The sequence below is a fragment of the Kitasatospora sp. NPDC059722 genome (assembly GCF_042733235.1).
Classification (GTDB): Bacteria; Actinomycetota; Actinomycetes; order Streptomycetales; family Streptomycetaceae; genus Kitasatospora.
This window is the reverse complement of sequence record NZ_JBHWGD010000027.1, coordinates 45,104-49,970: the sequence shown is the minus strand read 5'-3', so window position 1 is coordinate 49,970 and position 4,867 is coordinate 45,104. Positions and strand designations below refer to the sequence as shown.

General features: G+C 69.4%; 4 protein-coding genes. All 4 read right to left on the bottom strand.

Features of this window, described 5'->3' with window-relative positions:
• Positions 1–96: 96 nt before the first annotated feature.
• The 4 genes from ACFV4F_RS19125 to ACFV4F_RS19110 all read right to left on the bottom strand — a co-directional run bounded on the left by ACFV4F_RS19125 (position 97) and on the right by ACFV4F_RS19110 (position 4,707).
• Positions 97–2,616: an ATP-dependent Clp protease ATP-binding subunit gene (locus ACFV4F_RS19125; protein WP_350574326.1), complete on the bottom strand. Its 2,520-nt coding sequence runs from the start codon at positions 2,614–2,616 to the stop codon at positions 97–99.
• A gap of 665 nt (positions 2,617–3,281) precedes the next feature.
• Positions 3,282–3,632, bottom strand: coding sequence for an Lsr2 family protein (locus ACFV4F_RS19120; RefSeq protein WP_380442390.1), 351 nt, complete (start codon positions 3,630–3,632; stop codon positions 3,282–3,284).
• A 91-nt stretch (positions 3,633–3,723) separates the two neighbouring features.
• Positions 3,724–4,260 carry an amino-acid N-acetyltransferase gene (locus tag ACFV4F_RS19115; RefSeq protein ID WP_329929958.1) on the bottom strand — a complete coding sequence of 179 codons (537 nt, stop codon included), beginning with the start codon at positions 4,258–4,260 and terminating at the stop codon, positions 3,724–3,726.
• A 9-nt stretch (positions 4,261–4,269) separates the two neighbouring features.
• Positions 4,270–4,707 (bottom strand): BlaI/MecI/CopY family transcriptional regulator, encoded by a 438-nt coding sequence (locus ACFV4F_RS19110; RefSeq protein WP_380442387.1) that lies wholly within the window; start codon positions 4,705–4,707, stop codon positions 4,270–4,272.
• Between the last annotated feature and the right edge of the window lie 160 nt (positions 4,708–4,867).

The window sequence follows — 4,867 nt, the reverse complement described above, 5'->3', positions numbered from 1 at the left end:
CGCGTCGCGCGGCGGGGGGGCGAGCGCTCCCCGCCCCCCCCCCCCGCCGGCCCCGGGGGCCCCCCCCCCCCGCTTGCTGTTGTCTGTTAAATGTTGCTACTTCGTCAGGTCCGGACCCGAGGAAGCAACGGCGGCCGGGGTGTCCGCGACGGCGGACTTCTCCTCGCCCCGGAAGGTGAACTTGGCTTCCTTGCCCTCGCCCTCGACGTCGACGACGACGATGTGGCCGGCCCGCAGCTCGCCGAAGAGGATCTTCTCGGAGAGGTGGTCCTCGATCTCGCGCTGGATCGTGCGGCGCAGCGGACGGGCACCCAGGATCGGGTCGTAGCCGCGCTTGGCCAGCAGCTTCTTGGCCTCGACGCTGAGCTCCAGGCCCATGTCCTTGTCCTTGAGCCGCTCGTCCACCTTGGCGATCATGAGGTCGACGATCTGGATGATGTCGTCCTCGGACAGCTGGTGGAACACCACGATGTCGTCGACGCGGTTCAGGAACTCGGGGCGGAAGTGCTGCTTGAGCTCCTCGCCGACCTTCGCCTTCATCCGCTCGTACCCGGTCTGGGTGTCACCCGTGGCCGCGAAGCCGAGGTTGAAGCCCTTGGAGATGTCCCGGGTGCCGAGGTTGGTCGTCATGATGATGACGGTGTTCTTGAAGTCGACCACGCGGCCCTGGGAGTCGGTCAGGCGACCGTCCTCCAGGATCTGCAGCAGCGAGTTGAAGATGTCCGGGTGGGCCTTCTCGACCTCGTCGAAGAGGACGACCGAGAACGGCTTGCGGCGGACCTTCTCGGTCAGCTGGCCGCCCTCCTCGTAGCCCACGTACCCGGGCGGGGAGCCGAAGAGCCGGGAGACGGTGTGCTTCTCCGAGAACTCGGACATGTCGAGCGCGATCAGCGCGTCCTCGTCGCCGAAGAGGAACTCCGCCAGCGTCTTGGACAGCTCGGTCTTACCGACGCCGGACGGGCCGGCGAAGATGAACGAGCCGCCGGGGCGCTTCGGGTCCTTGAGGCCCGCACGGGTGCGCCGGATGGCCTGGGAGAGCGCCTTGATGGCGTCCTTCTGGCCGATGACGCGCTTGTGCAGCTCGTCCTCCATGCGCAGGAGGCGCGAGGTCTCCTCCTCGGTCAGCTTGAAGACCGGGATGCCGGTGGCGGTGGCCAGGACCTCGGCGATGAGCTCCTCGTTGACCTCCGCGACGACGTCCATGTCGCCGGCCTTCCACTCCTTCTCGCGCTTGGCCTTGGCCTGCAGGAGCTGCTTCTCGTCGTCGCGCAGGGACGCGGCCTTCTCGAAGTCCTGCGCGTCGATCGCGCTCTCCTTCTCGCGGCGCACGTCGGCGATCTTCTCGTCGAACTCGCGCAGGTCCGGCGGCGCGGTCATCCGGCGGATGCGCATCCTGGAGCCGGCCTCGTCGATCAGGTCGATCGCCTTGTCCGGCAGGAAGCGGTCCGAGATGTACCGGTCGGCCAGGGTGGCGGCGGCGACCAGGGCGGCGTCCGTGATGGAGACCCGGTGGTGGGCCTCGTAGCGGTCGCGCAGGCCCTTGAGGATCTCGATGGTGTGCGGCAGCGACGGCTCGGCGACCTGGATCGGCTGGAAGCGGCGCTCCAGCGCGGCGTCCTTCTCCAGGTGCTTGCGGTACTCGTCCAGGGTGGTGGCACCGATGGTCTGCAGCTCGCCGCGGGCCAGCATCGGCTTGAGGATGCTGGCGGCGTCGATGGCGCCCTCGGCGGCGCCCGCGCCGACCAGGGTGTGCAGCTCGTCGATGAACAGGATGATGTCGCCGCGGGTGCGGATCTCCTTGAGGACCTTCTTCAGGCGCTCCTCGAAGTCACCGCGGTAGCGCGAGCCGGCCACCAGGGCGCCCAGGTCCAGCGTGTAGAGCTGCTTGTCCTTGAGCGTCTCCGGGACCTCGCCCTTGACGATCGCCTGGGCCAGGCCCTCGACCACGGCGGTCTTGCCGACGCCGGGCTCACCGATCAGGACCGGGTTGTTCTTGGTGCGGCGGGACAGCACCTGCATGACCCGCTCGATCTCCTTCTCGCGCCCGATGACCGGGTCGAGCTTGGCCTCGCGGGCGGCCTGGGTGAGGTTGCGGCCGAACTGGTCCAGGACCAGCGAGGTCGACGGGGTGCCCTCGGCGGGCCCGCCGGCCGTGGCCGACTCCTTGCCGCCGCCGGTCTGGTAGCCGGACAGCAGCTGGATGACCTGCTGGCGCACCCGGTTCAGGTCGGCACCCAGCTTGACCAGGACCTGGGCGGCGACGCCCTCGCCCTCGCGGATCAGGCCGAGCAGGATGTGCTCGGTGCCGATGTAGTTGTGGCCGAGCTGCAGGGCCTCCCGGAGCGACAGCTCCAGGACCTTCTTCGCCCGGGGGGTGAAGGGGATGTGGCCGGACGGGGCCTGCTGGCCCTGGCCGATGATCTCCTCGACCTGCTGGCGTACGGCCTCAAGAGAAATCCCGAGGCTCTCCAGGGCCTTAGCGGCGACGCCCTCGCCCTCGTGGATCAGACCCAGGAGGATGTGCTCGGTGCCGATGTAGTTGTGGTTGAGCATCCGGGCTTCTTCCTGAGCCAGGACGACAACCCGCCGCGCGCGGTCGGTGAACCTCTCGAACATCGTTTATCGCTCCTCAGAGCGGTCGGGCAGTTCGGGGACTGTCCCCGCCCTGTCCTTCCGCATGCTAGTCCCGCTCAGCGGCGCGGCCCACGGATTCACTCCCCGGTAGTGGGAGCGAGATGCTGCGCGACCAGCCGACACCAATCCCAACCTGATGCTGGGAATCGGTGTTCCCGCAGGCGGGCCGGATGCACCGGATACCGCTACGCCATCGGCGAACAAGGACCGCCGGGGTGCAGCCGGATCCGTCTCCGGCCGGTCACGCATACTGCCCCTGGACGGGTCGAAGAACCCGTCCACCTGCATTCATACCCGGTATCGGGGCGGTTCTCGCGCAGTTTCCGCGGTGGCGGTGTTCGCCTGGCGAGAAGTCGGGCCGGGACGGGGCCGCGGTGACGGTGGCTCAGCGGGGGCCACCGTGGCCGGTACGCCATCCCGGTGGTGTCCGCGTTACCGCTTCGCCCCTACAGCGTTGCACAGCTCGTGATTGTTCCGCCGCCCGAGCCCGGCCCGCGGCCGTCCCGTCCGGCCCCCGGCGGCGGTGCGGCCGGTCCGGCGCGTGCCGCGGGGCGCGGAGGAGGCTCCTCCGCGCCCCGCGCGTGTGCCGTCGACGCCGTCCGCGGCCGCCGGGGCCCCGCACCCGCTCCGGTGGTCCGGGGCCGGGGTCAGGCCACGTTCGCCTTGTCGTAGGCGTCGCGGACCACGCTCGGAACGCGGCCGCGGTCGTTGACCTCCAGGCCCTGCTCCTTGGCCCACGCGCGGATCTTGGCGGTGTCCGGAGCGCTGCCGGACGGGCGGGCGGCGGTGCCGCGGCCCGGCCGGCGCGGACCGGCGAGCCGGCCGCTCTGCTTGCGGCCCTTCTCGACGTACGGCGCCAGCAGACCGCGCAGCTTGTCCGCGTTCGCGCTCTTCAGATCGATCTCGTAGGCAACGCCGTCGAGCGCGAACGTCACCGTCTCGTCCGCCGAACCGCCGTCGAGATCGTCTTCAAGAATGACCTGCACCCTCTGTGCCACGGGCTTCCCTTTCCGCTAAACGACCCATTGCCTAAGGAAAGGAAAGCGCCTTTCACCGGAAAACACAAACCCCTGACCGGCGCGGAGCCGCTCAGAGGTGCAGCAGCATGCGCGAGTTGCCCAGTGTGTTGGGCTTCACCCGCTCCAGGTCGAGGAACTCCGCGACACCTTCATCGTACGAGCGGAGAAGTTCTTCATAGACATCCGTAGCGATCGCCGCCGGGTCTGTCGTACCATCATCGGTTTCCTGGAGCTCGCCGATCTCGACGAAACCGTGTTTCGCGAAGAAGGGCACCTCGAACGTCAAGCAGAAAATCCGACGGACGCCGAGCCAGCGGGCCGTCTGCAGCAGCTTCTCCAGCAGCAGGTGTCCGACCCCGAACCCCCGGCAGGCCGGATCCACCGCGAGCGTGCGGACCTCGGCGAGATCCTCCCACATCACGTGCAGCGCGCCGCAGGCCACCACGGTGGCATCGTCGTCGCGTTCCGCGACCCAGAACTCCTGCACGGATTCGAACAGGGTGACGGTGGGCTTGTCGAGCAGAATGCCGTCCCGCGAGTAGGCGTCGATGAGCCTGCGTACTGCCCGCACGTCCGTGGTCCGTGCGCGGCGGATGGTGACCTCCATGGCGGGACGTTATCGCGCCGCCCCGGGTGGGGTCCCCCCGGTATCCGCCCCGTCGTCCGGGGATTCCGGCCCGGCCGGATCGGGCGGGAACAGTGCGGCCACCCGCAAGGCGTCCCGCAGCGCCTCCCGTTGCTCGGGCGACATGAGGCCGAAGAAGTGCACCAGGGCCGCCGCGGGATTGTCACTCGTGGCCCACGCGTCGTTCATGAGTGCCGCGGTGTACGCCTCGCGGGACGAGACCGGTTCATATCGATAGGCCCGGCCGGCGCGCTCGCGGCGCAGCCAGCCCTTTCTGTGCAGCTTGTCCAGGACCGTCATCACCGTGGTGTAGGCGATTTCGCGTTCGGACTGCAGATCCTGGAGAACCTCGCGAACCGTCACCGGTCGGTTCCACCGCCACACCCTGGTCATGATGGCGTTCTCAAGTTCGCCGAGTTGCCGGACCATAGTGCGGCCAGGATAGGGAGTGAATGGGGCAAATCTTGTGAAGTGCGCCAAACCGGCGCGGGGGGGGGGCGCCCCCCCCGCGGGGGGGGGGGGGGCGGGCGAGGGGGGGCGGGGGGGGGGGCGCGGGCGCGCGAGGCGGCGGGCGCGCGGCGCGGACAGA

Excerpts from the sequence above, each read along its gene's own strand:
- ACFV4F_RS19125 (WP_350574326.1), bottom strand. The coding sequence starts at position 2,616 with ATGTTCGAGAGGTTCACCGACCGCGCGCGGCGGGTTGTCGTCCTGGCT.
- ACFV4F_RS19115 (WP_329929958.1), bottom strand. The coding sequence starts at position 4,260 with ATGGAGGTCACCATCCGCCGCGCACGGACCACGGACGTGCGGGCAGTA.
- ACFV4F_RS19110 (WP_380442387.1), bottom strand. The coding sequence starts at position 4,707 with ATGGTCCGGCAACTCGGCGAACTTGAGAACGCCATCATGACCAGGGTG.